Raw genomic sequence first — 24,905 nt, 5'->3', positions numbered from 1 at the left:
GTAGTACTTATAGGTTATTCTCCGCTATCTTGTTCCGTCATCTGCTGGTATTCTTGGAAGGTTTTTGTTTGGTACAGATCGACGGTCGATTGATTGCCGTTTTGAGAAAAGGCGCTGGTTGAATCACTGCCTAGATTCTTTTCGATATCCATCATTTGCTGAAGGGCGTCTTTGTAATTATAGGTCGAAGGATCGACTTCTTCTAAACCGCTCTTCGCATAGAAACGTAAGAGATCACCATTGTTGATCTGATCAGAAACCGACAGCTGTTTGTCAACTTTGGCTTTCCACTCATCGACTTTCGCTTGCAGTTCATCGGATGGATCGTTGATCGGCATGCCGGTACGATTGTCATACAATGTACTGCTATAGTAAGTGTAGTCTGGTGTCACAAAGTCGCCATCGCGGAAGGCAACCAGTTGTTCATTTTGATCAGAGAATAAATCTTGTCCCAATTGAATATAGTTCGATGTATCTACACCGAGTAAGTGCAAGAGGGTTGGCAACGCATCAACTTGGCCACCATACGTATGATTGATGCCGCCGTTTGATTGTCCTGGAATATGGATCATATAAGGAACACGTTGCAATGAAGCATTGTCAAAGTTTGTCCAAGTCGAACTTGTTTTTCCAAGCAATTCTGCTAAGTTGCGGTTCCGAGAATTGGAAATTCCGTAATGGTCACCATATAAAACGATGACTGAGTTTTCGTACAAGCCGCTTTCTTTCAAGTAATTAAAGAACTCTTCTACGGCTTTATCTAAATAATTCGCGGTTGCGAAATACCCATTGATCGTTTGATCCGAAGTGTTCGCTAGCGGGAAGCCGCCTTCTTCATTGGTAAATTCAGAATATGGGTAGTGGTTAGAAACTGCAATGAATTTTGAATAGAACGGTTGTTGCAGACGTTCTAAGTATTGTACCGATTGTTCAAAGAACGGTTTGTCATGTAAACCGTATTGGAATGAATTTTCATCATTGACATCATAATAGGATGCGTCGAAGAAATAATCATAGCCAAACCGTTTGTAGGTTTCATTTCGGTTCCAGAAGGTACCCGTATTTCCGTGGAAAACCGCACTGGTATAGCCTTGGGTTTGACCTAAAATATCTGGTGCTGCCTCAAAGGTATTTTTCCCACCCAGTTGAGTGAATAATGCCCCCTGATTCAATCCGAACAAGGAATTTTCGAATAACGTTTCCGCATCACTGGTCTTCCCAGCTTTTACTTGATGGAAGAAGTTATCGAAACTAAAGGTGCTATCGCTATGATACAAACTATTGATAAATGGCATAACTTCATGTTCAACACCATCTTCATCTTTTAATTTATAATCGATCAAGAATTGCTGAACACTTTCTAAATGAATATAAATGACGTTCTTGCCTTTTGCGATACCGAACAGATCATCATTCGGTTCCGCGTAATGTTCTCTGACATAGCTTTCTACTTCGTTCATGTCGTTGGGACTTGCTTCGGCACGTACTTGCGAAGCTTGATAGGTTTGCACGCCATCATAAACCGTAAAGGCGTTGATCCCAAGGTATTTCACTAAATAGTCACGAGAAAACGTTCGAGTAAGCAGTTCAGGACGATCCGCTTCTGCTAAGAAAAGATTGGCAGAAAAGACCATGACAGCTAAGGTTGAGATCGCAAAAGCCATCCGTGCCCGCACAGGACGAGTGTCCATTTTGATTTTTTTCATTGAAAAGGCTGCAATCAGCACGATAAAGTCAATGAAGTACAACACATCGTAGGGACGGAACAAGCGAATTGCGCTTTCTCCTAGACCACTTGCCACTTTTCCTACACCAAGCATCGTGTTGATGGTGATAAAGTCAGTGAATTCTCGATAGTACGAAACATTGGAGAACAACAGCAGAGTCATCAAGAAATAAATCACAAGCATCGTGATATAAGCTGCTTTGGTTCTTCTTACGTACAATGCGATCGACAGCAGCAACAAAGTCGTTGCGATCGGATTGATGAATAAGATGAAGTACTGAATGCTGCTTTCAATACCTAGGTGGAAGTCCACCATATAGGCAAAGATATTTTTCAGCCAAAATAATAGGGCTAATAGGAAAAAAAAGCCCATTCTTGTATTCACAAAGGTGGATACTTTATTTTTTTTCAAAGGAATCGTCCTCTCTTTTTCCAGTATAACCGGTAAATTACGATTTTACATCACAGTACATTTTACTAGGCTGTGAAAGACGTGTCAAATGAATTCCTTGTCATGACGCGGAATTAAGTATTTCTTTACTTTCAAGGATACAGACAATACAGTCGCTTTTTGCTATACTAAAAAGGAGAATGAATGGAGCAGATGAACATGAAAATAAAACTAACGAAGCAAGGATCAGCGAAGCTTCGCAAAAAGAATCCGTTGATCCAACGAGAAGATCTTCAACAAGCAATCGAGACGAAGGAGTGGGTCACCTTTATTGATCAGGCCAACCATTTCTTAGGTGTCGGCTATCTTGGGGAACAAAATAAAGGGATCGGATGGGTCGTATCCTTTGAAGAAACAGTGATCGACCAAGCATTCTTTGCGCAACGCTTTGCGAAAGCAAAAGGCAAACGCATTGCTTACTATCAAGATGACCTGACAGATGCCTTTCGTCTATTTAATGGCGAGGGGGATCAATTGGGGGGACTTACCGTAGATTTGTATGGCGAGTATGTCGTTTTTTCTTGGTACAATGCCACCCTTTATCAACATAAAAAAGCGATCGTGGCGGCTTTTCGTCAAATATTTCCCGAGATCAAAGGGGCTTATGAAAAAATCCGCTTTACGTCTGAACTGCCTGAATCAGCATGGATCTATGGAAAAACGGCACCTGAACCCTTACTGGTGAAGGAAAATGGCGTCACGTATGCGACGTATTTGAACGAAGGACTAATGACGGGCATCTTTTTGGATCAAAAAGAAGTTCGTGGGCAACTTGTTGATGGCTTGGCAGCTGGCAAGACGGTTTTAAATATGTTCAGTTATACGGGGGCGTTTTCTGTCGCTGCTGCTGTCGGTGGCGCTGCTCAAACAACGAGCGTCGATTTGGCAAAACGCAGTCTAGAAAAGACCCGCGAACAATTTGCAGTCAACGGCATTGATCCAGATACCCAGCGTATCCATGTCATGGATGTTTTCAATTACTTCAATTATGCCAGCAAAAAAGATTTGCGCTTTGATGTGATCGTTTTAGATCCGCCGAGTTTTGCCCGCAACAAGAAAAAGGTCTTCTCGGTTGCGAAAAATTATGGCGACTTAGTCACTGATAGTTTGGCGATTTTAGCGCCTGATGGCTTGTTGATCGCCTCAACGAATGCGGCCAATCTTTCACCGAGGAAGTTTCAAGAAATGATCGAAGCATCCTTAGAGAAAGCACACGTTGCTTATGAATGTATTCAAAGTTATCGTCTACCAGCTGATTTTGCGGTAGATAAGCATTTTTCCGAAGGGAACTATCTGAAAGTATTCTTTTATCAAATGAAAAAGGAGTGAAGTAGATGAGCCGATCAAAACCAGTAACGTTAGACGGGAAAACACCGTTGATTTGTGTGCCATTGATTGGGAAAACCAATGAAGAGATCTTGAAACAAGCCATTGCTGCTGAGGAATCAGAGGCACAGATCGTCGAATGGCGTGTTGATCATTACAAACATGTCGAAGACCAGCAAGCGGTCTTAGATGCGTTATCACATATTCGCACGACATTAAAGCACAAAGAGCTGCTCTTCACTTTTCGAACCTTGGAAGAAGGGGGCGAGCGGGCGTTCACATTGACCCAGTACAAAGAATTGTGTTTAGCTGCTGCTGATTCAGGTTTGATCGATTGGATCGATGTCGAATTAGAGAAAGCTGAATTTTTAGGTCGAGCCTTTATTCAAGAAATCAAAAAGGCACAGGTAAAGCTGATATTGAGCAATCATGATTTTGAGAAAACGCCAGAAGATGCTGTGTTGATTTTAAAGATCGGCGTAATGAATCAATTTGGTGCCGATGTTGGCAAGTTAGCGATGATGCCCAAGCAAGTCCAAGATGTTTTACGTTTGATGGGGATCATTACTAAAGCGCGTGGCTTCAACCAACTGCCGTTGGCGATCATGTCGATGGGGGAGCTGGGGAAAATCAGCCGGGTTAGTGGGGCATTGACTGGTTCGGTCTTTACTTTTGCTTCGTTGCAAGGTGCTTCAGCACCTGGACAAATACCGATCGAACGAATGACCAACTACTTACAAGAATTTTCACTCAATGAGTAAGACCAGCCAAGGCCTTCTCTTAAAAGAAACCAAAACAAAAGAGGGATAAAATGGCGAAGAAGAAACAAAAAACCAATGCGATCCGTCAAGTAGAACAACAGAAAATCGCTTATAACGAATACACCTATGAGTGGTCGGAAGACCATCTCGATGCGCAATCCGTCGCTGCGCAACTAGCACGCCCGCAAGCCATCTACAAAACGCTGGTGGCAGTGGGCAACAAAACAGGTCCGCTGGTGGCTGTGATTCCTGGAAACAGAGAAGTGGATCTGAAAAAGTTAGCCAAAGTCAGTGGAAACAAAAAAGTAGAGATGCTGCATCTGAGAGATTTAGAAGAAACGACTGGCTATATTCGCGGCGGCTGTTCGCCGATCGGGATGAAAAAGCTCTTTCCTACTTATATTGATCATAAGGCAGAGACACTGGAAGAAATCGTGGTTTCTGCAGGAAAGCGCGGGTTGCAGATGGGGCTTGCCCCACAAGCGTTGCAACAATTGACTAGGGCGATCTTTGCCGATTTGTTGGCACCTGAACACGAATAAAAAATCCCCGTGAACCATCTTGAAATGCCGTTCACGGGGATTATATTGTACTATTTTATTCCATTACTTCAATATCGAAAACCTCAATATTTTCTAAACCACCATAAAAGTCAAACCATGGAGTGGCATATTGTTTTAGAATGGCGTTTAATTCTTCAACATTTTCTTTCCCTTGGGTGTCCAGCCATTCCAGTAATGCTTTGGCGCCTTGCTTCCCATAGATTTCCACACTATCGCGCCAAGTTGCTCGCCCACCTAAGATTCCTGAGAATTTAGCACCATGTTGACCAGCAAAGGTCAATTCATCGCGAAAGACATTCGCTGGAACACCCGCACTCAAATAGATAAAGGGTCGCGTCGCAGCGTCACTAGCTTCTTTGAAGTAATTGGCGGCTTCTTCTTGCGTATAGACGGCCTCTAAGCCTTCTTTTTGGAAACCTTCAACTAAGTCGAACTGAACCGGTACTTCGACTTTCAAAATATCGATATGGTAGTGATCTTTTGTCAATTCCTGAATGGTTCGGATGACCTTACTCGGTTTGATCTTGGCAAAAGCAGGTGATTTGTCATCTGTGATCTCATCGTCGTAAACGATTGGCTCTACAAATAACGGAATATCGGCCGCTTGTGCCTCCGTACCTAAACGTTCTAAAAACGCATGTTTGGTATCTAAAATCTCTTGCGGTTCATCTGGATTATAATAAACCAAGACTTTCGCAGCATCTGCCCCTTTTTTCACTAAGCGCTGCAGCGATTCATTGGGTAGAATTTCTGGCAAACGACCCGGCGTATTGACATCATACCCTGTTTTTTCATAGGAAAGGATCAAGCCAGCATTGGGATTCTTTGCTTCGATCCCTAAGAAGCCATATTCCTCATCTAACAAAATACTGCTGACATATTTGGTCAATTCTTGGGAAACCAACTGCTTGAATTCATAAATGTGTTCCATCGTAAAGTCATCCGGTCCAGTTGCCGCCTTCATCATTTTTTTCATGGAACCACGTTGGTCGATCGCTAGTGCGGCAATCACACCATCCTCATTTGAAAGTTTTTGCATTCGTTCAAATTTACCTCTTGAAATTCGTTTCATTAAAAAAACCTCCCTCGATCTTGCTATCTTTAGTCTACGCCTACTTTGAGAAAAACCCAACTAATAAGCAAAAAGAGAGGAGACCCAGGTATTGGTAGCAACGGCAAGGATATTGCTGCCAACACCTGGGTCATCGATCAATAACTGAAATAACTAGCTGTTTCTGCTGCGTTTTTCCCTGAAACATGTCCAGTACAAAACGCTGCTGTAATGTTGAAACCACCTGTATACCCATTGATATCCAATAATTCACCAGCAAAATACAAGCCGTTGATTTTCTTGCTCTCCATGGTTTTTGGATTGATTTCTTTCAGATGGACCCCGCCACCAGTCACGAAAGACTTTTCTAACGGGAACGTGCGAACGATAGTGACTGAAAAGCCTTTGATCAAGGAAGCGAGCACAGCCAACTGTTCTGGTGAGGCTTTTTCAGCAACCAGCTCATGCAGGTCTAGCTGCTGCAAAAAGAAGGTCATCAAGCGCTCAGGCAAAAAGCCAGCTAAAGCATTCGGCAATTGTTTCTTCGAAGCCGCAGACTGAATCAATTCTTGGGTCAAGGCTTCATGGGATTTTGCCGGCAGACAATCCAGAACAACCGTCACGGGTTGTTGCTTTTTCAATTCTTGGTTCACAAAAGAGGAACAGCGTAAAGCAGCTGGACCAGATAACCCAAAGTGGGTAAACAAAAGATCCATCGTATGGGCGACGATGGGCTTTCCTTTTTGATCCAAGACACTCAACGTGATGTCTTGCAAGGAAATGCCTTGCAACGTCCGCTCTTGAATAAAGGAGTCTTCTGAAACAAGCGGCGATTCGGTTGGATAAAGTGGCGTAATGGTATGGCCGACTTTTTTTGCCATCTTATAGCCGTCCCCCGTTGCGCCCGTGGAAGGATAGGTGCGGCCACCTGTCGTCAAAATCACACTAGGGGCAGAGAACTCATCGGTTTCGGTTCGCACGCCGCGAATTTGACTGCCGTCATGGATCAGCTTTGTGACGACCGTGTTCGTCAATAGGGTGACGTGATGATCGTTGATTGCTTGAAGCAACGCTTCGACGATGGTTTTTGATTTGTTCGTCACAGGGAACATCCGTCCGTGGTCTTCTTCTTTTAAGACGACACCTAAGTCTGCGAAAAACGCCATTACATCATAATTATTGAATTGAGAAAACGTGCTATACAAAAACTTGCCGTTTCCTGGAATATGAGCAACTAAATCATCTACCGGCCGATTATTGGTTACATTGCAGCGTCCGCCGCCAGTCATCAATAATTTCTTGCCGATTTTTTTGTTTTTTTCGATTAATAACACCCGCGCACCTTGTTTGGCAGCAGTGATCGCAGCCATCATGCCGCTCGTACCTGCACCAACAACAATGACATCATAGGTTTTTTCCATTCTTTTCACCTCTTTGGGATTGTAACACATCGGCTATGAGTGCTGAAAGGATTGGTCGATTTTTTTCGAATAATAAAAAATTCTGACAATTCTAAAAAAAAGCGTGCAATTTCAGAAAATTTCTTTAAAATAGAAAATATCTTAAAGGAGGTAATGCACTATGACCAAAGCTTCAGCTTACGTGAAAGAAATTCAAGCGAAGATTCATGAGAAAGACCAACACCAACCAGAATTTCTTCAAGCAATTGATGAATTTTTGCCTACGATCGTTCCCTTTTTAGAGGAGCATCCAGAATATATTGAATCAAATATCCTTGCACTCTTAACTGAACCAGAACGTTTTATCCAATTCAGAGTCCCGTGGCAAGATGATCAAGGCAACTGGCAAGTAAACCGTGGCTATCGGATTCAATTCAACTCGGCAATGGGGCCTTACAAAGGCGGCTTGCGTTTTCACCCAAGTGTAAACTTGAGTATCTTGAAGTTTTTGGCGTTTGAGCAAATCTTCAAAAACAGCTTGACAGGTCTGCCGATCGGCGGCGGCAAAGGCGGAAGTGATTTTGATCCAAAAGGCAAATCCGATGCCGAAGTGATGCGTTTTTGCCAAAGCTTTATGACGGAGCTGTCAAAACATATCGGACCTGACTTAGATGTTCCTGCTGGCGACATTGGTGTCGGAGGCCGAGAAATCGGCTATTTGTTTGGTGCCTACAAACGATTGAAACAATACGATGCTGGTATTTTAACTGGTAAGCCATTAGACTTCTGGGGCAGTAAAAACCGCACAGAAGCAACGGGTTATGGCGCCGTGTATTTCGTTAAGCATTTATTGACAGACCTAGGTGAAACCTTTGCAGGCAAAAAAGCGATCGTTTCTGGAAGCGGCAATGTTGCGATCTATGCAATTGAGAAATTGCAAGAATTAGGTGCGATCCCTGTCACGTGTTCTGATTCCTCTGGTTTTATCTATGACAAAGACGGCATTGATCTGGCCTTGTTAAAAGAGATCAAAGAAGTGAAGCGTGAACGGTTGACGGCTTACGCCAAGGAACGTTCATCAGCCGAATATCATGAAGGGGCATCTGTCTGGGATTTTGATACACCAGCGGAATTAGCCTTTCCTTGCGCGACCCAAAACGAGATTGATCTCTCACAAGCCAAACGTGCAAAAGCCAATGGTGTCCGGGTCGTTTCTGAAGGCGCGAATATGCCTAGCTCATTAGAAGCAGCAGAATATTTTATTGAAGAAGGAATTTTCTACTGCCCAGGAAAAGCAGCCAATGCTGGCGGCGTAGCCGTTTCTGCGTTAGAAATGAGTCAAAACTCCCAACGACTGCAATGGGAAAAAGCTGAAGTCGATGCCAAATTGGACGATATCATGAAGTCGATCTATGAAGCATGCCGTGATACTGCTGAAACCTTCGATCAAAAAAATAATTTTATGTTAGGTGCGAACGTCGCAGGCTTTGAAAAAGTTGCTAAAGCAATGTTTGCTCAAGGACTTGTCTAAAATCACCTAACAGGCTACCTATCAGGAATTACTTGAAAAAAGTTGAAAAAAAACGTAAAGTAGGTAGTGTATGAAAAACTATTTTTTCAAGGAGGACAAATCATGTCACACATCAAGTTTGACTATTCGAAAGTAGCACCATTCGTGAACGAATACGAATTGAGCTACATGCAAAGTCAAGTTACAGCAGCAGACAAACAATTACGCGAAGGAACAGGTGCTGGTAGCGACTTTTTAGGTTGGATCGACCTTCCTAAAAACTATGACAAAGATGAATTTGCTCGTATCAAAAAAGCGGCTGAAAAAATTCAATCTGATTCTGAAGTATTAGTCGTGATCGGGATCGGCGGATCTTATTTAGGAGCGAAAGCAGCGATTGATTTCTTAAATCACTCTTTCTTTAACTTGCTACCAAATGAAGAACGCAAAGCACCACAAATCTTTTTTGCAGGTAATTCGATTTCTTCAACATACTTAGCAGATTTGATCGAAATCATCGGTGACCGTGACTTCTCTGTGAATGTGATCTCAAAATCAGGAACAACTACTGAGCCAGCGATCGCTTTTCGTGTTTTCAAAGAACGTTTGATTGAAAAATACGGCAAAGAAGAAGCCAACAAACGGATCTACGCAACAACGGATAAAGCGAAAGGTGCAGTAAAAGTTGAAGCAGATGCTGAAAACTGGGAAACCTTTGTGATTCCAGATGACGTCGGCGGCCGTTTCTCTGTATTGACTGCTGTTGGTTTATTACCAATCGCTGCCAGCGGAGCGGATATCGATGCCTTGATGCAAGGGGCAGCAGATGCTAGCGATGCTTACGCAAGTGACGACCTTGAAAAAAATGAAGCGTATCAATATGCAGCAATGCGTAACATCCTTTATCGTAAAGGCAAAGTAACCGAATTGCTGATCAACTACGAACCAGGCATGCAATACTTCTCAGAATGGTGGAAACAATTATTCGGCGAGTCTGAAGGAAAAGACCAAAAAGGGATCTATCCTTCAAGTGCAAACTTCTCAACAGATTTGCATTCTCTTGGGCAATACATCCAAGAAGGCCGTCGCAATATCTTTGAAACAGTTGTTAAAGTTGAAAAACCACGCAAATCAATTGCGATCCCTACACAAGAAGCAGATCTTGATGGTCTTGGCTACTTAGAAGGAAAAGAAGTTGATTTTGTTAATACGAAAGCCTTTGAAGGAACATTACTTGCACATACAGATGGGGATGTCCCAAATCTGTTAGTAAAAATTCCTACAATGGATGCGTACACGTTAGGTTACACCATGTACTTCTTTGAGATCGCTGTGGGTATCTCTGGCTACTTAAATGGCGTGAACCCATTTGACCAACCAGGGGTTGAAGCGTACAAGAAAAACATGTTCGCCTTACTTGGCAAACCAGGTTTTGAAGATCTTGCAAAAGAATTGAACGAACGTCTATAATTTGATAAAGAAACGCCTTGAGCCAGTCTGATTGGCTCAAGGCGTTGTTTTATTTTCATATTTGTTGTGCTACTAGATCGTTGGGCCAATAAATCAGCGGTCTTCTTTTAATCCCCAAAGCAACGCAGCAGACAATAGTCCAAAGATACAGGTTTGAATAATTGGCATTTGGCTCATCTCCTTTTGATTTCCTTTAGTATAAAATGCTTTTTAAGAAGTGGCACGAACAAATCAGTGCGTTTCAACGAACGAAACTGTCATTTCTTGGTGACAAATGCGTGATAAATTGAAATAAAACGTTTTCAATTTGATGCTTTTTTGTTATTATATCTTTAAGAAAGAAAACGGTTGAGGTGAGGATATGGAGAATATTACGATCGGTGAAAAATATGTCTGCCAACCTGTCGGGGCGAGCAAGCCTGTGATTGGTGTGGTGGAAAAACTATACGTAAATACGGCGTTGATCGTCGTTTCAATTTATGAAGAAGAAGATCAAGCACAAGTAGAAGCTTGTAATCGTCGGATGATCGTCAGTTTCAATAAAATTTGTACGCAAACGAACGTTGCCTAACCAACTAGCAAAAAATGCTGCTCAACGGAACACCGTGAGCAGCATTTTTCTTCGTGTGAGATCAGCCAACGCCGATCACAAAATTCAATAGTTTGTCTGAATAAGTCATATCTTCTTCCGTCACACTCAACTCTTCATTTAAGATCTCCATCTGGTCAGTAATGATCCCGTCCACCCCGTAAAAACGCATCCGGCTGATAGTATCCGCATCATTGGGGGTCCAAACGAACACTTCCTTGCCATCGGTTCGGGCAGAAGCGATGAAGTTGCGGTTGATCGTACTGTATTCCATCGTCAGAAAATCAGCACTGGTCAGTGGTGGCCCCACGACATTGAAGGGCATGATGTATCCTGAAATCAATTGAGGCGCCTGCGCCTTTAACTCCTCAACAACTGTATAGGAGAGGCTTTGCATAATATGACCATTTGCAAGGAGGTCCTCTTGATATCTTGCTAAAAAGGCATTTACAAGTTCCGCGGTATCTTTTCGCTGCGTTTTGATCTCCACCAGCAGTTTTTGGTCCAATTGGTTGGCAAGTGCCAAGTACTCATCAAAGGTTGGAATACGCGCTGTCTGGTTGTTTTCCGAAACTGTCAGTGATTCGGCGTAACTCAAAGGCAATTGCTCTGGTTTGCCCTGACCACCTGTCAATGGACGGTAAGAAAAATCATGATAGACAATAAAATGACCATCACTGGTTTGCTGGACGTCCATTTCAACATAATCTGGGTGGTACTTCTCGCTAGTAAAGCGTAGTGCTTCAAGAGAATTTTGGACCCCTTGTCCGTCGCTGACCCCTCGATGGGAGATCGTTACCGGATGGATCGAAGCAGCTGAAGTCAGATAGTTCATATTATATAGACTAACACCGACACCGAAAAGCACCGTTACCAAGGTAAACAACGAACTTTTTAGACCTAAGAAATGACGCTGGTTCAATGGCTCTTGGTGGAACCATGAAGGAATCTCTGGTAAAAAGCCTTCATCATCCATGAAATCAACGATGATGTAAAAAATGGCTACCGTCGATAAAATGACATTCAGTAACAAGATAAACTGCAAGAAAGTCATAATAAAAACAGCACTATACAACGCATAGTCCGGTGTAACAACTTCAATCACCGCCTGAATGGTAATCAGCAAAGTGAAGCCCAGTGTCGAAATCAACAAGATGCTACCACCGATAAAGACAAATTGTCCAACGATGGCAAAAAAACGGCGTTTTGTTACTTGGAGGCTTTCTTTGATCGCTTTTCGAAAGGGCAGATCACGTAATATCATTTCTGGCAAGGCAAAGATCACGCGAATCCCCAAGTAAATCAACAAAACATAAACCAACAGCACTGCCCCGATGATCAAGACACGGTTGGCAAAAATGAAATCCACGATAAATGCGGGAATTTTGATTTTTGCGAGTAAATCAGAATTAAAACTCAACCCACCGATCGGTAAAATCAGTAAGAAGTAAAACAGGAAAAATAAAAAGGTCATCGGCCGTAATTTACGCAACTGCAAAACAGTCATCCGTAACAATTGCCGCAAGCTGATCGGCTGTTTCTTTTTAATAAAATAGACACTTAGCAGCAAAAAAGTAAACTCAAAAAAGACGGCTAATAAAATCAAAAGTAAAATCAGTGTTAATGAGAGCAGCACGACTGGGTGGTCGGTAAAGATACTGCCAATATTATCAAAAGAAAGGTAAGGCAAGCCCCCACGTTTTAAGACGAACTTGGTGGAAGCCGATAAGATTGGGATCACTAAGAACAACAAAGCACCGTGCATCAGTAACACATCACGGAAGTAGGCATTGCTGTCTTTCAAAAAATCCCAAGTGTTGACTAAGCTGTTTTTTAAATAATTCATGGTCGTCATCCTAACAAAAGTAAGTATTTTGGTTCCTATTTATTCTAAAAAGGCGGAAAAAAAGAGTCGAACAGTTTCAGAAGCACATTCGCCACAGGTATAGATCCCTGTATGAAAAGCAGCTCCTTCATGTTCGGCTCAATGAATTGATCGTTTTTCTTACCTATTTTTCTTATCCGCCTAACAAACCAGTTAAGAATGTTCCACCATAAATCAAAGCCATGCTGTACAAGAAAATTGAAGCAGGTTTTGCTAACAAAATAATCAGCGTAAATTTCTTCACTGTCATGTTGGTCAAGCCAGCCATTAGACAAAGGGCATCATCTGGGGCGACTGGTAGAAAGATTGCAAGGGCGAAAAGTTTTTCAAATCGGCTTTGGTTATCTAACCAGCCAATATATTTATCGTAAGTTTTGTCACTGATCATACTTAAAATGAATGGTTTACCGTATCGTCGGCCTAGCAGGAAAATAATGACAGAACCAATACTGATTCCTACATAGTTATAAACGAATCCTAGATAAGGACCGAAAATCAAGACACCTGCAGCGCTGGAGACACCACCGGGAATGATCGGGATCACTACTTGCAAGATCTGCAAAAGGATAAAGACGATTGGTCCTAAGATAACGGAATTTCCAACTAGACCTCGCAGTGCATTAATGTCTTTGAAAACACCTAGATTGATAAAATAGATCGTTAATGCGATAGATAAACCTAAGCCAATAATAGAAATCGTATTAATGATACGACGAGAAGTTGCTATGCTCACAGGACTTCATCTCCTTTATGTTTCATAATCCCACTATACGGGGTGAGACCAGAAAAATCCAGTAAAACAAATGACAAACGTCAAACAGTTTTGTAAGGTATGCCTTTATTATAAAAGAAGTCCGAAAAGAAAACATTGTACTAAAGTCTGAAATAAGAAAAATTTATAGTTTATGCGCACCAATAGTTTCAGGAGATTTTTTTATCTGAGGGATGTTTTTTCGTTCGCTTCATTTGCCAACGATTAACAATCTTTTCGACCACACTCGTCATCATGAAGCCTCCAGCGATCGCCCCAGCGGTGATGACAACGATCATCAGATTTTCAAAGCCGACAAAGTTGTCGCCCAAAGCGAATTCTCGAACGGCTTTGTAGGCAGGACCACCCGGTACGAGAGGAACGAGGCTAGGAATGTTAAAAATGATCATGGGCATTTTTTTTCTGCGGGAAAAAAAGATGCTGACGCAACCGACGGCAAATGCGGCTAAGAAGTTGGCGCTGCCTAGACCGTAGCCAATCGTTTTCAATGACCAATAGATCATCCAGCCAACCGTTCCAGCAATGCCTGTTGCAACTAAGGCTCTTTTAGGAATATTGGTCAAGATACCAAAGGTCACGGTGCTTAAAAAGCTAAAGGAAAGGTGAATAAAAATCGTCATGAGATCCCTCCAAATAAGGTGAAGACCGTGGCGATGCCAACACCGATCGCGGCAGCTGTGAAAATAGCTTCAGTTCCCCGAGCAGTCCCACTGATGAGATGGCCTGCCAAAATATCCCGAAAGGAATTGGTGATCGCTACACCAGGAACTAAGGGCATGACGGCACCGATAATCAAATTATCGACGTTTTGTGCGACATGAAGAGAGACCGCTAGAAGAGACAAAGTACCGATCAGTAAAGAGGCGCAAAACATATCCAAAAAGCGGATATCGATGACTTTTTTGACCCAATAGGCGCATAAAAATCCCAGACAGCCAATGACAAACGTTGCTAGAAAATCAAACCAAGCACCGCCGAAAATAATCATTAAAGTACTGCTGACCACGCCCGCACTAAACACCTGCAGCCAATAAGGAAAAATTGGTGTCGTTGGATTGACCTTTTTTAATGCCTCGTGCAGTTCCACTAACGAGATTTTTTTTTCAGCATAGGCACGGGACAATCCGTTGACGGCAACAATTTTTTCGAGATTGATGACTCGATCATGAACATTTTCTACTTGTGCATAGTGGCTACTGCGTAAGCCCATAAAAAGTCCAGTTGCTGTTACATAACTAATGCTGCCTTGCTCCCCGGCATTTGCTGCAATTCGATTCATTGTATCTTCCACTCGATAGACTTCCGAGCCGTTTTCCATCATGATTTTTCCTGCCAACAAACAGGTCTCCAATAATAGCTCTTTTGATTCAGCCATTTCCAAACTCCTTTTTCAATCGAATTTGCGCACTACATTCTTAGTGTACAATTTCAGCGAGTTTTCAACAAGGAAGAAAAGTAGATTTGAAAAATAACTAGCAGTCAATGCGTAGGATTTTTTGTGATAAATGAAAGGAGAAGCACTTCTTTTAATTAGTAAACATTCGTTTTTAATGAACAAAGTGAATAGAAATAAGATAACGGCTGGAGTGTTTTATTTTAAAAAAATGAATATCTCGGTTACAATTAAATAAATATAAAAAGGGGGATTTATTGATGCGAAGGAAGGTCTATACAAGAGAACACATTTTGAAGGCCGCTTATGAACTGATCAATAGAGAAGGTTTTGGCAATTTTACGGCCCGGAATATCGCTAAGCACATGGGAATTTCTACTCAACCGATTTATCTTGAGTTCGAAAATATGCAGGACTTAAAAAATACCTTGGTGGAGGCTGTTTTCAAAGATTTATCGGAAAATGTTTTTCCAGTTGTTCGAACAGGAGACAAACTTGTTGATTTAGGCCTGAATTATATACGCTTCGCTCAAGAGCAGCACAATCTCTACATCGCCCTTTTTATCGACGACTATGGCGGTGGGAAATTGATGCATGATTTTTCATCGACCTATTTCAAATCCTTGATCAAATCAGAAGAAAAATATGCGGATCTTTCAGAAGATGCGGTAAATGCACTACATAATGGCGCATGGATCGTTGTGACTGGTTTGGCTTCCTTAATGTCGGCGGGTATCATCACACCCACCGATGACCAGATTATCAAAATCATCAACGAGACTATTGAAGGCGTAATCGAAAAGAAAGATAGCTACATCTTCGATTAAAGAACAAAAAATCTGCATCCCATTACTTATTGGGTGCAGATTTTTCTTGACATTTTTAATAAAACTAGCGAAAATAACTGTTATGGAGAGTTGGCAGAGTGGTAATGCAGCGGACTCGAAATCCGCCGACCCGGTTCATCCCGGCGCGCAGGTTCAAATCCTGTACTCTCCTTATGAAGAAACCAGAAGAACCCTTGACTATATAAGGAATGCTTATATATCAAGGGTTCTTGCATTTTTTTAAATATAAGAAAGTGGAAGAAAACTCAAGAAAATAGAATGATTTTGCACCAATTTTGCACGAGATTATGGATTCATGCAAATAGCTCACCCATTGTCGTGCTAACGATTTGAGACTCTTTTTGTTCCATCTCATCAAGAATATGCTGATAAATACCTAACGTAGTTTCAATTTTTTTATGTCCTAAACGTCTGGATACGTATTTTAGATTAACACCTTGATAGATAAGAATTGATGCATGTGTATGTCGAAGTCCATGAAAGTTTATCGGTTGATCTATTCCAATTTTCTTTTGATGTTTCTTCAAAGTTTTGTTTACTGCAGAGTTTGATATCAACTCCATATCGTCATTTAGGAAAACTAGGTTTTTCTTATTCTTTAGTATCCTACCAAAATAATATTCACGTTGATGTTTCTTTAATTGTTTTAAAAGGTCAAGCGTGAAGTCGTCAATAGTAATAAGGCGCATTGATTGGTAATTCTTTGTATTTGAAAAGTCTTGTTTGTATACATAGTCCCACGTTTTCTCAACCCTAACAGTTTTATCTTCAAAATCTATACAGTTCCAAGTCAATCCAAGTATCTCCGCATAACGCATTCCTGTAGCAATACCTACAAGAATCATATATCTAGATACGTAGGTTGGCTTGATACCATCAATCAAAGAATTTGTGAGTTTTTTGGTTTCATTGTAGCTTAGGAATTTATCTCTATCTGATTTATCTGAAACACCACCACGAGATGAAACCTTATAAGTAGGGTCCTTGAAAAGAATTCCTTCTTGCAGTGCATCTTGTATCGCTGCTTTCATATAGATGTGAATTTTTGAAACAGTAGAGGATCGTCGCGTTTTAGCGAATTCATTTAACTTCTGTTGATATATTTTCCTATTCAAATCTTTAAGTTTTATTCCTTTGAAATTTGCTTCCGCAAATTTTATAGACTTTTCTATATCGGCATCATTTGCTTTAGAAAACTTTCCTTTTCTATACACTTCATACCATTCTCGAAAATAAACAGGAAACTCCTGGTCAGCATCAGAAATTCTAAATCCTTCAGTTAGTTTCTTTTCAATAGCAGCAGCAGCTAGATGCGCTTCTTTTTTTGTTGCAAATTTTCCTTTTGTTTTTGTTTTATATTTACCATCAGTATCTTTATAAGAGACACGATACTGCCATCCGTTATCTTTCTTTTGAATACTAGCCATATTGATTCAACTCCTTAGTTTTGCTACAATAGGCATGACTAAATAAGCCTTACGTTTATTTGTGTCCAGCACGTCCTCGACCGCCAAGAAGAGGGACGTGTTTTTTTACTAATCTAAATTATTAACAGCGTAATCAGCTTCTTCTTGTGTAAACTGACCTCCGTGTTCTGAAACTAATTGATCTCTAATACCTTCAGGAGACATTGACATGCTTTCTTGATAACTCTTCGCTTGTTCCAATGCATTAGCATTCCAGTCAGCTTTAATGTTATCAATAGCGTATTGTGCCTCTTCAGCAGTAAACTGACCGCCATTTTCAGAAATTAGTTGATCATAAATTCCTTGTTTAGACATATGCATTGAATCAGAATAAGATTCAGCTTGTTTCAATGCGTTAGCATTCCAGTCAGCTTGGATATTATCAATTGCATATTGGGCAGCATCAGGTTGAAATTGACCACCATACTCGGACACTAGCTGATCATAAATTCCTTGTTTGGACATGTGCATTGTATCTGAATATGATTTAGCTTGATTCAGTGCAGATTTAAATTCGCTAGAAACATTATCTTCTGGCTTAGACTCTTTTTCAACAACAGTAGATGAACTTTCTTCTTTAATTGATGAATCCGTCGACTTATCTGCGACAGAAGAGCTGTTTGAAGATTTTTCGGCAGCAGAATCATTATTACCACCAGATAAACCGTTACCCACTATTGCTATAAAGATAATAGCTAATACCCAAAACCAAACCCTTTTGTAAAATGGTTTCTTAACCTTGTACATTTTACCATCTTCGCCTCTAACTCTTTTTGCCATTTTTCTTTCCTCATTTCTTTGATATAATATATTTGTACAGTCTCAGAAATGAGCAGATCTTTTGGGAGCGGGAACTTCCAAAAGATTTTTTGTTTATCCAAAAATTTTAATAGGTTCCACGAATATAAACTCATTGTCGAATGTAAATTTATAGTTGCGATGATAATGGTATTTACCATATTTATTGAAGTAGTGAATGAGGGTATCTTCAAAAAATTCGAGAGTTACGTTCAAGTGTTCGCTGCACTCATAAATGTTGTTACATCCATTCAAAGCACAGTCTAAGAGATCATCAAGTGTGATCAGAATTTCAATACCATATCTTCTAGCTTTCCATTCTTCTTTCCAAGCCTCGGGATCTTTATAATTAAGAATATTTCCAATAGTTCTTTTATGGTGACCGAATTCTTCAGCCAAAACAACCTTCTTTTTTCTACTTGATTTATTTTTATCTAAGTAGATCCGATTGTTTCTATAAAGACCTGTATATCCAGTGTCCTGTTCTAAAGGTAATTCTATAACTGGAATTTCGGTCGTAACCTTCTTTAAAAGGTTTTCATAATCATCCATTTGCAACCCTACTTACCATCAAATTTTTTATCAGCTTCATCAAGGTATCGATTAAGTTCAATAAATTCTTTTTGACTAATCCTTTTGTTAGGATCGTCGGAGTGGGCAGCAATAGTGAAGTTTTCTTTATTCTGTTCGTGCATTTTGTATTTAGCAAAGTCGAGTACATCATCTTTTTTACTAGTATCTAGATTTTGGAAAATATCTATTAATTCAATTTGTTTAGGATCTAAATCATTCAAAAAAGTAGATTCATGGCTTTCTCTGGTCATTGGTGAGTCCATTCCCATGAGCCATGCTTCATTTACTTCTAAAACATTTGCCATAAGGAAGATGTTATCTTGTTTCGCTTCGTATTTTCCATTTATATAGTCGCTGATAGAGTTGCGACCAATTCCAGTACGTCTAGCTAATTCAGCTTGAGATATATTTTTATTTTTTAAAGCTATTTTTAGCCGATCAGAAAAGTTGTTCATTATTCTGTACACCCCTTTACAATGATTATACTGTTAAGAATTCTGAATAGCAAGCAAAAGATACAGAAAACTGAACAAAATGTGTTGACATTCTTTTTTTTATAAACTATGATGGTTTTGTACAGAAAACCGAACAGCTTGGAGGGGAAAAGATTGAAAAAAATAGACATTGTCTACGATTATGAATTGCTGAAGGATAAAATATCGGAAAAAGGACTTACTCAAGAAACGTTAGCAACTAAACTTAATATGAGCAGAACATCGTTGAATCTAAAATTGAATAGTAAGTCAAATTTCACGCAAACTGAGATTAAAGTTATGGCTGAATTGCTAAATATTCCTTCAAAAGAACTGGGGAATTATTTTTTTAAAGGTTTTGTACGGAAAAATGTACAAAATGTTGAGGAGGTGATTTAATGTCTCAAACTATTGAAATCAATACCCCGATTCAAATCTTAATACCTTCACATTTAAAAGTTGTTGAAATTGAAGAGTATGAATCATTAAAGAAAAAAGATTTGATGGGTCAAACTTGGACGATGGATGATCTTAAGGAACGACTGCAAACTACTGATGAAGATTGGATAAAGGAAAAAATCCTTTATCCAAACAGAGAAATACTAGATGTCAGGAACGGCGGTTTTGTTCGTTACTCAAAAGGCAAAGGAAATCCTTGGAAATTCAATGCTTTAGAAATGGCGAAGTATTTGCAAGAAAACTGGGCAAACATCATGTCAGATTGAAAGGATAATTCAAATGAAATACACACTATCCCAAGAACTATTGATCCATGATCTTATCAAAGAAAAAATCAGAAGCTTACACGATCAACTTAATGATCGGAAAGTACAACTAACTGAAACACAACGAGATTTATCGATTCGGGAACTCCGAAGTTATCAAGAGTTGATTTATCAGAATCGATTGAATCGGCAAATAGATTTGAGGTGAGAGGACAATGAATGAGGAAAATAATTTAAATGTACCAACTCTGGAAGAATACACGAAAATTGTTGTTGAAACAGATGAAAATAACCCGAAAACAATCGCGGTTATCACGGCAAATGATATTAAACCAAGCGAGGGTTTTCGAGTTCGCATTACTCCTAAATATGATTAATGTTCTGTATCACGTGGAGGTATAGGATCATTTCCAAAACTATCTTTTGACTGAATTTGGCCATTCTTTTTTTGGACAATGAATTCAGATTGCTGATTCTTAGAAATATTTTTACCATACTCAACAGCATCAGATTTTTTATCAAAAATTTTAGTATCTTTGGAATTGCCTTCACCATGTACAGCCCATTTTCCGTCTCTAGGAGATACCCATTGATTTTTACCCACAAATCTCACCCCCTCATCAATTATTTCAGCCGACCACTGACTGATAAGGAAATTATACAACAGAAAGGAAAGATTATATGAATAAAAAATGGTTAGCTACGCTCCATGACAATCCATTGTATAAAGCACGTCAATTACAAGGGATTGCTTATGCCAGCTTATTGTTAAACGGTATTTTGTTAGCTATTTGTTTCCTATTAATGATTAGAGGGTAACTAGATGTTTAAAGAAAGAGAAATTATTTTCACTACAAATCGAATGTATGTTAAGCCATACACTCAAAAAATTAAGTCGATTATCTGGAATAAGTTTGAATCGACATGTGAAGTAGAGGATCGTTCATTTGATAGCGATGAGACACCTACGATTGCTTTATATTTTGTTGTTTCAGATGATCAGTTTCAAAAGTTACAAATGGCCATCCCTAAGTTGCTACCGGATTTAGTAAGTAAAGGAGGAATTCAATATGAATAATGACAAGTTAGCTCTGACATTAGCCGATAAGTTGATGGCAAAAGTTAACAGTTTGCTAGATGCAGAAGTTCGAACAATTACTGCCGATTTACAGGATACTCAAAAGGACATTGAAGCAAAACGCACGATTTCAATAAAGGTTGGGATCAAAGTCACTAGTGATCATCGAGGAATTACCATCGATGCAGAATCAAATCATGGATTACCGAAACGAGAATTGGAACCAGTTGTTTATCCAATTGATGTCAATAATTCTGGACAGATAAATTTGTTCGAAGATGAGTGAAAGCTGTAGGTGATGTAGATGTTATCAAAGGCGATCGATTACTTGGAAAAAATGCCTGCAATTGTAATGCAGGTTCGTATGAGGAAACGTGGAGAGAATTATGTATACAGTATTGAAGCGAAAACTGAGCGAGGTAGAGTAGAAACATTTCAGTTGCGTGGAAGGACGTTGTATCACCATGTTTTTCATCTTGGAAAACAAACCGAAGAAAAGGTTCTTTTCCAGTTTTCAGAACAATAAAAAAAGCCGCCAAAACTGGCGACTTCTGAGAATGGTATTTCTTATCTCCGACAAGATAAGTATACCATCCTCAGACTATTTTTGCAAAAAACGCTGCTATTTCGGCGTTTTATCGTCCTTGTATTAGATACTAACTTAACGGACGTAGAAAATTCTGGGGTGTTTGTCATGAAGAAATCATTTGTTAGAGAACGCAGAGTGGAAGCAGGACCTTATAAAGAAATCCGACTTTACAGTAGGACGATTGAGCAGGAACGAAAATGCAGAGAACCCAGAGGTAGGAGGAAAAAAGTAACTGGCTTATCTCAAGCAAGATGGAATCAAGCCCAAAGTAAACGAAAGGCCGCATTGTTCCTATATGCAAACTTTGGAGAGAAAGATTACTATGCCACGTTCACTTATTCCGATCAGTTTCTACCTGAAAAGCCTTCTGATGCCAAGCGTGATCAAGAAAACACTTTGAAAAAACTAAAAAGACTCTATGAGAAAGAAGGGGTCGAACTCAAGTACATGTGGTTTACCTCTTATCAATACGATGAGGAAGTAGGCTATATCACTCGAATCCATCACCATATCGTTTTAAACAATGGACCATCAAGGGATGCAATCGAGAGTGTTTGGTCTAAAGGACGAGGAAAGAAGAAACAGCCTCTTGGTCGAAGACAAGTGCAAAACATTCAATACGATTCAGATGGGATGCAAGGCTTGGTCAATTATTTAACAGGTCAAGAGAAATGGGAAAATCGCCAGTGGAAGAAAGGTCAAAAGCGATGGTCCAAGAGTCGAAACCTCAAAGAGCCACACGAAACAACCAACGATGATTATTGGTCATTTAGAAAACTAAATAAATTAGGTATGTCCAACGATGATGGAGCAGAGGAAATTCTTAAGAGGTTTCCTCAATACCGAATTTTAGGAGATATATTGAAAATTTATGATGAGGATCGTGGATGGTATTTCAAAATCGAACTGTTCAGAAATGATGATGGATAGAGAAAGAGGTAGAAATGGAAAGTAAACAAACGTATCTGGTCGCCTGCTTTGATAAATCAGATTGTATCGACATGATGCAGGAAGTCTTTTTGATGTTAAACATTGATGATCAAAACAAAGGGAAATTTTCTCCATGTATTAAAACATTGGAAATCAAATCAGAAGAAAAGGAAATCCGATTTCTTCAAAATCAGCAAATTTGCGATGCTGCATCAAACAAATTAAATGATCATTCAGCATATGCAGGAATAGTTAAGAGTGATCGCTATTCACAATTCGTATGCTTTGAAGATAAAGCACACTATGAGCGCATTTACCGAAGAACATTAGATACATTTGGGCAAAACGATAAAAAAGGATTTATTACTGAACTAATGAAGAAAGTAGGTAGAAACGATGTCTTCAAGAAATTACCAAAATAGAGTCAACAATGATTTGGGCGATATCTTTGAAAAAATGATTGATCAAGGATGTTGGTACTACAGAACAAAAGAAATTGCTTTAATTGAAAAAACGCCTGAACCGTTTCGTGTGAAGCAGATACTCGGCGATGGCAGAATGATCGTTTATCCAATCGGGAAAGCTCAACCAGATTACAAAGGAACTCTATGGGATGGGCGTGCCATTGTTTTTGAAGCAAAGATGACCACAACGGATCGATTAAAAAAATCAGTGATCACACAAAATCAAGAGGCGTTATTGGATCTTCATCAAAAATTAGGAGCGATGGCAGGTGTTTGTTGCATGATCAAAAAGACCGTTGGGTTTATCCCATGGAGTGATTGGCAGAACATGAAAGCAAAATATGGCCGTCAGTACATTCTTGAAGAAGAGTTGGAAGAATATCAGGTTGCTACGCCAGGCTACATCGATTTTCTGAAAAAAACGAATTGGTGATCCTATGGATGAAAGAATAACCAGTTTCAAAGTAGCGCGTGTCGAATTCACCATGTTTTGCAAGATACGAGGATGGACGGTTGAGTATTTTTCTAATAACCCCAAGAATTACCGTCAATACTATGCAAGATGTTATGTTCCAGAAAAGGCAGATACCTATCATTTTATTATTACGCTTTCAGGGAAATACTATCGCCTTCTTGGAAATAAGCAGTGGGAGCCTTATGAATATGTGTTTAAGCCAGCAGATGCAGGAGGTGATCAAGATGAACCAGAATCAGCGAGCGATGAAGCAGAAAGAACGTGAAAAAAAGAAGCGTCATCGAGAACGTGCTTTAAAACTACAACGATTGCTTTATCTTTCTAACCTTGATGATCGAGAGATTGATCCAGTAATCGAGGAAGAGCGAGAAGCATTGCGTGTTGAACTCTGGAGAGGGGAGCAATCCCATTTGCGAATTGTAGAAGTGCTGTACAAAGGCGAAGTGATTTTCACAGGTACTCGGAAAGACGTATGTCGGAAGTGTAAAAAAGCAAATCGAACGATGAGCGATTTATTACGTTATGGTCATGAAGATAAACAAGGACGAACATATCGCTATAAAGATTGGAGTGATGCCATTGCAAGAAAAGCTGATTAATAAGATTTTACTTGAAATTGAACAAGAATTCGATGGCTTACAGTTGAAGAGATTGAAAAATATTCTAACGGTTGAATGCTCTAAGTACTCAATTATCGAGCAACGAAATGAAATGATTATCTATGATGAAACATCTGATGTTGCCGCTTATAAGCAATTTTTCGTCTCGAAAAAAATTCAAGGTCTTTCAAATGGAACCTTAAACCTTTACATGCAGACAATCAATCTTTTTATGAGGACTGTGTGAAAACCATATAAAGAAGTGGACACAAATGACATAAGGTTGTTTATTGCAAATAGGGAGATGATCGACAAAGTCAGCAAAGGCACCCTTGCTAGAGAACGGGGTTGTATTGTCCGTTTCTTCAAATGGTTATATACAGAAGAGTATATTACTAGGGATCCAGGTGCGAGGGTAGAAAACATCAAGGTGCCTAAGCGTAGGAAACAGGAGTTTAGCGAATTTGAAGTCGAAAAAATCCGATCAGCGGCGATGAACCCAAGGGAAGTATTGATAATTGAGTTGCTATTAAGTACGGGCTGTCGAGTATCAGAATTGGTTTCACTAAGTTTCAAAGATTATAACAAGGAAAATGATTCCATCACTGTTATCGGGAAAGGTAATAAGCAAAGGGTTCTTTATCTCAATGCCAAAGCTAAAATGGCACTGGAAAACTATTTGCTAAAAGTACCACATGAGGTTGGCCCTATTTTCTATGGTAAATACAAAGGACGTCAGATGACTGTTGCAGGAGTACAAAAATTGGTTAAGCGAATAAGTGAGCGTGCAGGTGTAACAAACGTCCATCCACATAGATTTAGACGAACTGCAGCTACTATGGCCAGAAGGCATGGAATGCCGATCGAACTGGTTATGAACTTTTTAGGACATGAATCAATTGACACAACGTTGAAATATTCAATGATCGGCGATGAAGAACTCAAGTTGTCGCATCAGAAATTTGTGAGTTAGTAAGCGGGAGAAATTAC

The 24,905-nt window shown here is 39.9% G+C and carries 31 protein-coding genes, 1 tRNA gene and 1 pseudogene; 21 read left to right on the top strand and 12 right to left on the bottom strand.

From position 1 onward, the window contains the following. Positions 1-14: 14 nt before the first annotated feature. The gene (locus tag IGI72_RS12710; protein ID WP_074933621.1) at positions 15-2,099 is read right to left on the bottom strand and encodes an LTA synthase family protein; all 2,085 of its coding nucleotides are present in this window, start codon (positions 2,097-2,099) and stop codon (positions 15-17) included. Between the two features lie 237 nt (positions 2,100-2,336). Here IGI72_RS12710 and IGI72_RS12705 point away from each other — a divergent pair, with 237 nt between their 5' ends. Genes IGI72_RS12705 through ybaK form a run of 3 tightly spaced genes read left to right on the top strand, consistent with a single transcriptional unit; the run spans position 2,337 to position 4,806 of the window. After that, a complete protein-coding gene (locus IGI72_RS12705; protein WP_438754421.1) occupies positions 2,337-3,506 on the top strand; it encodes a class I SAM-dependent rRNA methyltransferase in 1,170 nt (389 codons plus the stop codon). A 5-nt stretch (positions 3,507-3,511) separates the two neighbouring features. After that, positions 3,512-4,264: a type I 3-dehydroquinate dehydratase gene (aroD, locus tag IGI72_RS12700; protein WP_005229128.1), complete on the top strand. Its 753-nt coding sequence runs from the start codon at positions 3,512-3,514 to the stop codon at positions 4,262-4,264. Positions 4,265-4,314: 50 nt separating this feature from the next. Continuing rightward, positions 4,315-4,806, top strand: coding sequence for a Cys-tRNA(Pro) deacylase (gene ybaK, locus IGI72_RS12695; RefSeq protein ID WP_015510105.1), 492 nt, complete (start codon positions 4,315-4,317; stop codon positions 4,804-4,806). Positions 4,807-4,861: 55 nt separating this feature from the next. On the opposite strand, the gene IGI72_RS12690 is transcribed toward ybaK, so the two are convergent. Next, complete coding sequence (locus IGI72_RS12690; protein ID WP_005237193.1) at positions 4,862-5,899, bottom strand: tagatose 1,6-diphosphate aldolase; 1,038 nt, start codon at positions 5,897-5,899, stop codon at positions 4,862-4,864. Positions 5,900-6,036: 137 nt separating this feature from the next. Next, on the bottom strand, positions 6,037-7,299 hold the full coding sequence (locus IGI72_RS12685; protein WP_086338016.1) for an NAD(P)/FAD-dependent oxidoreductase: 1,263 nt from the start codon (positions 7,297-7,299) through the stop codon (positions 6,037-6,039). Positions 7,300-7,459: 160 nt separating this feature from the next. Here IGI72_RS12685 and gdhA point away from each other — a divergent pair, with 160 nt between their 5' ends. The 3 genes from gdhA to IGI72_RS12670 all read left to right on the top strand — a co-directional run bounded on the left by gdhA (position 7,460) and on the right by IGI72_RS12670 (position 10,829). Then, positions 7,460-8,809 (top strand): NADP-specific glutamate dehydrogenase, encoded by a 1,350-nt coding sequence (gene gdhA, locus IGI72_RS12680; protein WP_087627791.1) that lies wholly within the window; start codon positions 7,460-7,462, stop codon positions 8,807-8,809. 102 nt (positions 8,810-8,911) lie between these two features. Next, positions 8,912-10,258, top strand: coding sequence for a glucose-6-phosphate isomerase (locus IGI72_RS12675; RefSeq protein WP_005229134.1), 1,347 nt, complete (start codon positions 8,912-8,914; stop codon positions 10,256-10,258). Positions 10,259-10,619: 361 nt separating this feature from the next. After that, complete coding sequence (locus tag IGI72_RS12670) at positions 10,620-10,829, top strand: hypothetical protein (protein WP_438754418.1); 210 nt, start codon at positions 10,620-10,622, stop codon at positions 10,827-10,829. 61 nt (positions 10,830-10,890) lie between these two features. Here the strand turns inward: IGI72_RS12670 and IGI72_RS12665 are convergent, their stop codons facing one another. The 4 genes from IGI72_RS12665 to IGI72_RS12650 form a co-directional block, all read right to left on the bottom strand. Further along, positions 10,891-12,693: a glycerophosphoryl diester phosphodiesterase membrane domain-containing protein gene (locus IGI72_RS12665; RefSeq protein WP_438754416.1), complete on the bottom strand. Its 1,803-nt coding sequence runs from the start codon at positions 12,691-12,693 to the stop codon at positions 10,891-10,893. A gap of 172 nt (positions 12,694-12,865) precedes the next feature. After that, positions 12,866-13,465, bottom strand: coding sequence for a TVP38/TMEM64 family protein (locus IGI72_RS12660; protein ID WP_005229140.1), 600 nt, complete (start codon positions 13,463-13,465; stop codon positions 12,866-12,868). 188 nt (positions 13,466-13,653) lie between these two features. Further along, on the bottom strand, positions 13,654-14,124 hold the full coding sequence (locus IGI72_RS12655; RefSeq protein WP_016608602.1) for a threonine/serine exporter family protein: 471 nt from the start codon (positions 14,122-14,124) through the stop codon (positions 13,654-13,656). Further along, a complete protein-coding gene (locus IGI72_RS12650; RefSeq protein WP_438754414.1) occupies positions 14,121-14,879 on the bottom strand; it encodes a threonine/serine exporter family protein in 759 nt (252 codons plus the stop codon). The genes IGI72_RS12655 and IGI72_RS12650 overlap by 4 nt, the downstream gene beginning before the upstream one ends. Before the next feature lie 278 nt (positions 14,880-15,157). On the opposite strand from IGI72_RS12650, the gene IGI72_RS12645 reads away from it, so the two are divergent. Both IGI72_RS12645 and IGI72_RS12640 read left to right on the top strand, forming a co-directional pair. Continuing rightward, positions 15,158-15,724 (top strand): TetR/AcrR family transcriptional regulator, encoded by a 567-nt coding sequence (locus IGI72_RS12645; protein ID WP_010749693.1) that lies wholly within the window; start codon positions 15,158-15,160, stop codon positions 15,722-15,724. Positions 15,725-15,808: 84 nt separating this feature from the next. Next, positions 15,809-15,896, top strand: a tRNA-Ser gene (locus IGI72_RS12640). A gap of 142 nt (positions 15,897-16,038) precedes the next feature. Here the strand turns inward: IGI72_RS12640 and IGI72_RS12635 are convergent. The 4 genes from IGI72_RS12635 to IGI72_RS12620 form a co-directional block, all read right to left on the bottom strand. Continuing rightward, complete coding sequence (locus IGI72_RS12635; RefSeq protein ID WP_311824776.1) at positions 16,039-17,172, bottom strand: tyrosine-type recombinase/integrase; 1,134 nt, start codon at positions 17,170-17,172, stop codon at positions 16,039-16,041. Positions 17,173-17,280: 108 nt separating this feature from the next. Continuing rightward, a complete protein-coding gene (locus tag IGI72_RS12630; protein WP_142972074.1) occupies positions 17,281-17,991 on the bottom strand; it encodes an Ltp family lipoprotein in 711 nt (236 codons plus the stop codon). A 93-nt stretch (positions 17,992-18,084) separates the two neighbouring features. Further along, positions 18,085-18,561 carry an ImmA/IrrE family metallo-endopeptidase gene (locus IGI72_RS12625; RefSeq protein ID WP_142972073.1) on the bottom strand — a complete coding sequence of 159 codons (477 nt, stop codon included), beginning with the start codon at positions 18,559-18,561 and terminating at the stop codon, positions 18,085-18,087. An 8-nt stretch (positions 18,562-18,569) separates the two neighbouring features. After that, a complete protein-coding gene (locus IGI72_RS12620; RefSeq protein WP_142972072.1) occupies positions 18,570-19,037 on the bottom strand; it encodes a helix-turn-helix domain-containing protein in 468 nt (155 codons plus the stop codon). Between the two features lie 153 nt (positions 19,038-19,190). Between IGI72_RS12620 and IGI72_RS12615 the strand changes: the two genes are divergently transcribed. The 4 genes from IGI72_RS12615 to IGI72_RS12600 are packed head-to-tail and all read left to right on the top strand — an operon-like array spanning position 19,191 to position 20,157. Next, complete coding sequence (locus tag IGI72_RS12615) at positions 19,191-19,454, top strand: DUF739 family protein (RefSeq protein WP_311824775.1); 264 nt, start codon at positions 19,191-19,193, stop codon at positions 19,452-19,454. After that, the gene (locus tag IGI72_RS12610; protein WP_041120560.1) at positions 19,454-19,780 is read left to right on the top strand and encodes a DUF771 domain-containing protein; all 327 of its coding nucleotides are present in this window, start codon (positions 19,454-19,456) and stop codon (positions 19,778-19,780) included. Before IGI72_RS12615 ends, IGI72_RS12610 begins: the two co-directional genes overlap by 1 nt. 13 nt (positions 19,781-19,793) lie before the next feature. Then, a complete protein-coding gene (locus tag IGI72_RS12605) occupies positions 19,794-19,988 on the top strand; it encodes a hypothetical protein (RefSeq protein ID WP_142972071.1) in 195 nt (64 codons plus the stop codon). Positions 19,989-19,995: 7 nt separating this feature from the next. Then, positions 19,996-20,157: a hypothetical protein gene (locus IGI72_RS12600; protein ID WP_185933422.1), complete on the top strand. Its 162-nt coding sequence runs from the start codon at positions 19,996-19,998 to the stop codon at positions 20,155-20,157. On the opposite strand, the gene IGI72_RS12595 is transcribed toward IGI72_RS12600, so the two are convergent. Further along, entirely contained in the window at positions 20,154-20,384 is a 231-nt protein-coding gene (locus tag IGI72_RS12595) for a DUF2188 domain-containing protein (protein WP_086295637.1), read from the bottom strand. The two genes, IGI72_RS12600 and IGI72_RS12595, sit on opposite strands and share 4 nt — an antisense overlap. A gap of 77 nt (positions 20,385-20,461) precedes the next feature. On the opposite strand from IGI72_RS12595, the gene IGI72_RS12590 reads away from it, so the two are divergent. From IGI72_RS12590 to IGI72_RS12550, 9 genes and pseudogenes are all read left to right on the top strand, one after another. Then, positions 20,462-20,599 carry a hypothetical protein gene (locus IGI72_RS12590; RefSeq protein ID WP_185933423.1) on the top strand — a complete coding sequence of 46 codons (138 nt, stop codon included), beginning with the start codon at positions 20,462-20,464 and terminating at the stop codon, positions 20,597-20,599. 4 nt (positions 20,600-20,603) lie between these two features. Further along, positions 20,604-20,858 carry a hypothetical protein gene (locus tag IGI72_RS12585; protein WP_087627986.1) on the top strand — a complete coding sequence of 85 codons (255 nt, stop codon included), beginning with the start codon at positions 20,604-20,606 and terminating at the stop codon, positions 20,856-20,858. Next, positions 20,851-21,144, top strand: a complete 294-nt coding sequence (locus IGI72_RS12580) for a hypothetical protein (RefSeq protein WP_041120554.1) — start codon at positions 20,851-20,853, stop codon at positions 21,142-21,144. The genes IGI72_RS12585 and IGI72_RS12580 overlap by 8 nt, the downstream gene beginning before the upstream one ends. Before the next feature lie 408 nt (positions 21,145-21,552). Next, positions 21,553-22,377 carry a rolling circle replication-associated protein gene (locus IGI72_RS12575; protein WP_228074165.1) on the top strand — a complete coding sequence of 275 codons (825 nt, stop codon included), beginning with the start codon at positions 21,553-21,555 and terminating at the stop codon, positions 22,375-22,377. A 14-nt stretch (positions 22,378-22,391) separates the two neighbouring features. Further along, complete coding sequence (locus IGI72_RS12570) at positions 22,392-22,799, top strand: hypothetical protein (RefSeq protein WP_194186163.1); 408 nt, start codon at positions 22,392-22,394, stop codon at positions 22,797-22,799. Continuing rightward, positions 22,774-23,274, top strand: coding sequence for a Holliday junction resolvase RecU (locus tag IGI72_RS12565; protein WP_410053312.1), 501 nt, complete (start codon positions 22,774-22,776; stop codon positions 23,272-23,274). The genes IGI72_RS12570 and IGI72_RS12565 overlap by 26 nt, the downstream gene beginning before the upstream one ends. A 4-nt stretch (positions 23,275-23,278) precedes the next feature. Continuing rightward, positions 23,279-23,581: a hypothetical protein gene (locus IGI72_RS12560; protein ID WP_289229811.1), complete on the top strand. Its 303-nt coding sequence runs from the start codon at positions 23,279-23,281 to the stop codon at positions 23,579-23,581. After that, on the top strand, positions 23,541-23,915 hold the full coding sequence (locus IGI72_RS12555) for a hypothetical protein (RefSeq protein ID WP_289229810.1): 375 nt from the start codon (positions 23,541-23,543) through the stop codon (positions 23,913-23,915). Before IGI72_RS12560 ends, IGI72_RS12555 begins: the two co-directional genes overlap by 41 nt. Continuing rightward, a pseudogene (locus IGI72_RS12550) lies at positions 23,890-24,888 on the top strand (tyrosine-type recombinase/integrase). The gene IGI72_RS12555 and the pseudogene IGI72_RS12550 overlap by 26 nt, the downstream one beginning before the upstream one ends. Positions 24,889-24,905: the final 17 nt, after the last annotated feature.

It is taken from the genome of Enterococcus sp. DIV1059_2, assembly GCF_051713685.1.
Lineage (GTDB): Bacteria > Bacillota > Bacilli > Lactobacillales > Enterococcaceae > Enterococcus_D > Enterococcus_D casseliflavus.
This window is presented reverse-complemented; position numbering and strand designations above follow the sequence as displayed.